The sequence below is a fragment of the Aquiflexum sp. genome (assembly GCF_977115555.1).
The window spans coordinates 1-2,247 of sequence record NZ_CDSBKL010000545.1 but is presented as its reverse complement, the minus strand read 5'-3'; the positions used below and the strand labels follow the sequence as shown (position 1 = coordinate 2,247).

Here is a 2,247-nt window from a genome sequence, read left to right as displayed (position 1 = left end):
GAAATGAGTTAGGTTGGGTTTTGGCTAATTTGATGGCTAATTGGGGAGATGGCTTTCCGCCAAAACAGGGATGGAAATTTTTTACCACAGATGAAATGGATGAACGCAGATTCAAAATGGTTGTAATTGTTGTCTGCTGCGCGTTGTCGGGTTCTCGGGTTGTCGGGTTGGGAAGGTTGTAATTGTTCTAGTGGTTTTAATTGTTGTTGGGAAATCAAGTCTTGTGTCTTGTGTCTAGCATCTTGTGTCTTTTTTGAATCAAGTCTAGCATCTTGTGTCTTGTGTCTTATGTCTTTTTAAGTAATTGGTCAACAGAAAAAATCATCCCCATCTCATAAAGACAGGGATGATTGGTCTAATGGTCAATTTTCTGTAACCTATACAGGTGCTTTTTTCTGCAGCTGAAGCCTGAGGGCATTCAGGTCCTTGGACATGGTCTGCATGGCGGCTTCCATCAGCTGGTACCTGGTCTGCACCTCATGGAGGTTTTGTTGCAGCGCCCTGAAGTCCTGCAAGAGGAACTTCAACAGGTAGGCAATGATCGTAAGCATCAGGGATATTACCCCTCCTGCGCCTGCAAGGTATTCTGCGGATTCAATCTCCATCGTTTCGGTTTTGAAAGTTTTACAACACTGTAGATCTCCAGCCATACCTCTTCCCCCTCTTCCATGCAATCCATCAACCTGTCGGTCAACTTCCTACATGCAAGCCGGGTAAATAAGGGTATGCTTTCTTTGAAACAGGTGATCGGGACAATGCAGTCCTTTACAGCTGATAACGATATGGCTCTGATTTCGATCCGCCTGCCATCCGCTTCAAAATACAGGTGCCAACCTTTGTCCTCGTCGTAGTCGCAAGCCAATCTGTACAGACCTTCCGGACAGAGCCTGTTTTCTGTTGAAATCGATGGTTCCAGGGTTTTGCAAAGCGGATTTCCGTTTAGGGAAACAGTACCCCTAGTCGAGTGCTTCCCGTACTCTCTTTTCAAAAGCAGTTTCATGGCCTTAGACTTTTTCCACGGTTACGATTGCCGCGGCATTGTGCTCCTCACTGTTGAAGGCGTAGTCTTGACCGTTGACCACCTGCAGGAATTCAATCCCGATGATAAACAGCTTGTTTGGTTCGGGTAAACCTGCTTTTGGGATGGTCACAGCAATTGCTCCTGAGAGTTCCTCCAAGGGAAGATTTGCTCCTGCCTCAAGAATGAAACTTTTGGTCCCTGCCTGGAAATCAAATGATGCTCCTGCTGCTATCATCTTGAAATGGGTTGCACCCAAGGGAATGGAAAGGAAATCAACCGGCATAAATGGGTCGATCGAAAACCCCCATTCTGTTGCCGTGTTGGTCAGGGTAATATCAGTCTTCACCGAGCCTGATAAGACAGCCTTGGAATTGATTTCAAAACCTTGGATCAGGTTCCATTCTCCTTCTGCCACAATCCGTTTCCCCCTGCCATTGACAGGATCTGTTCTGAGGACTTTCATCATCTCCCGGATCAATCTTGCGTGAAATTTGGAGTCTGCTATTCTAAGAACTGCAGGTCTGATTGTATCCTTGACCATTTTTACCGTCTTGGCATTTTCGGAAAACTCTTTCAGATTTTCCCTTGTCCGAGCGTACTTGGGATCGGTCATGATCCTGTCTTTGGAGACGCCTCCTTTTTCTCTGGCCATGTGGCCGTCTCTGGTTTTGTAGAAGGAGAATCCTCCTATGTTACCTTCGAGCTTGAATGCACTTGATTGCTTTGCCATTTTTGATTTGGTTTATGTGAAACATGCTCAAATGTGGGGAGCCGGCTGTTGGAATAAAAAACAATCTGCGGATCCTGCGGATTTTGCGGATTTTGCGGAAAAGTACCGTTTCTGCGGATTCTGCGGGTTTTGTAAAAGTCAACGGACCACAGTCGATAGTCCACAGCGGTATCCGTGTAGGTATTGAACTAGTCTTTAGCAGTACGCAGTGGCAGTGGGTTGTGGGCAGTGGGCAGTGATCAGTGGGCAGTGATCAGCTTGCAGTTGGTAAAGTCGATAGTCAAAAAAAAGTCCACAGTCCATTGTCCACAGTCCATGGTTGGATTGCGTGTAGGTAGTGGATGAGTAGTTAGAAGTGGGCAGTCTCAGTGATCAGTAGGCAGTCACATTAATCAGTGTTGTAGAAATTAATATTGGGGGTTTTAAATTGGGTATCGGGATTTTAATATTGGAAAAGTACAAGTGTAAAAAATATCGGAATAATGATATGGTTTCT

General features: G+C 45.5%; 5 protein-coding genes. 2 read left to right on the top strand and 3 right to left on the bottom strand.

What is annotated here, in order from left to right; all coding sequences use genetic code 11:
• Positions 1-182, top strand: a 182-nt coding sequence (locus ACZFYI_RS19380; protein WP_462525768.1) for a hypothetical protein, incomplete at its 5' end; no start/stop codon positions are given.
• 195 nt (positions 183-377) lie between these two features.
• Here the strand turns inward: ACZFYI_RS19380 and ACZFYI_RS19375 are convergent.
• From ACZFYI_RS19375 to ACZFYI_RS19365, 3 genes are read right to left on the bottom strand one after another with little or no spacing between them, the layout of a single operon-like run.
• Positions 378-605, bottom strand: coding sequence for a hypothetical protein (locus tag ACZFYI_RS19375; RefSeq protein ID WP_462525767.1), 228 nt, complete (start codon positions 603-605; stop codon positions 378-380).
• Positions 560-1,000, bottom strand: coding sequence for a DUF5675 family protein (locus ACZFYI_RS19370; protein WP_462525766.1), 441 nt, complete (start codon positions 998-1,000; stop codon positions 560-562). Before ACZFYI_RS19370 ends, ACZFYI_RS19375 begins: the two co-directional genes overlap by 46 nt.
• A 4-nt stretch (positions 1,001-1,004) precedes the next feature.
• The gene (locus ACZFYI_RS19365; protein ID WP_462525765.1) at positions 1,005-1,751 is read right to left on the bottom strand and encodes a hypothetical protein; all 747 of its coding nucleotides are present in this window, start codon (positions 1,749-1,751) and stop codon (positions 1,005-1,007) included.
• 23 nt (positions 1,752-1,774) lie between these two features.
• On the opposite strand from ACZFYI_RS19365, the gene ACZFYI_RS19360 reads away from it, so the two are divergent.
• Positions 1,775-1,990, top strand: coding sequence for a hypothetical protein (locus ACZFYI_RS19360; RefSeq protein WP_462525764.1), 216 nt, complete (start codon positions 1,775-1,777; stop codon positions 1,988-1,990).
• Positions 1,991-2,247: the final 257 nt, after the last annotated feature.

Coding starts and splice junctions, on each gene's coding strand:
- ACZFYI_RS19375 (WP_462525767.1), bottom strand. CDS start 605: ATGGAGATTGAATCCGCAGAATACCTTGCAGGCGCAGGAGGGGTAATA.
- ACZFYI_RS19365 (WP_462525765.1), bottom strand. CDS start 1,751: ATGGCAAAGCAATCAAGTGCATTCAAGCTCGAAGGTAACATAGGAGGA.
- ACZFYI_RS19360 (WP_462525764.1), top strand. CDS start 1,775: ATGCTCAAATGTGGGGAGCCGGCTGTTGGAATAAAAAACAATCTGCGG.
- ACZFYI_RS19370 (WP_462525766.1), bottom strand. CDS start 1,000: ATGAAACTGCTTTTGAAAAGAGAGTACGGGAAGCACTCGACTAGGGGT.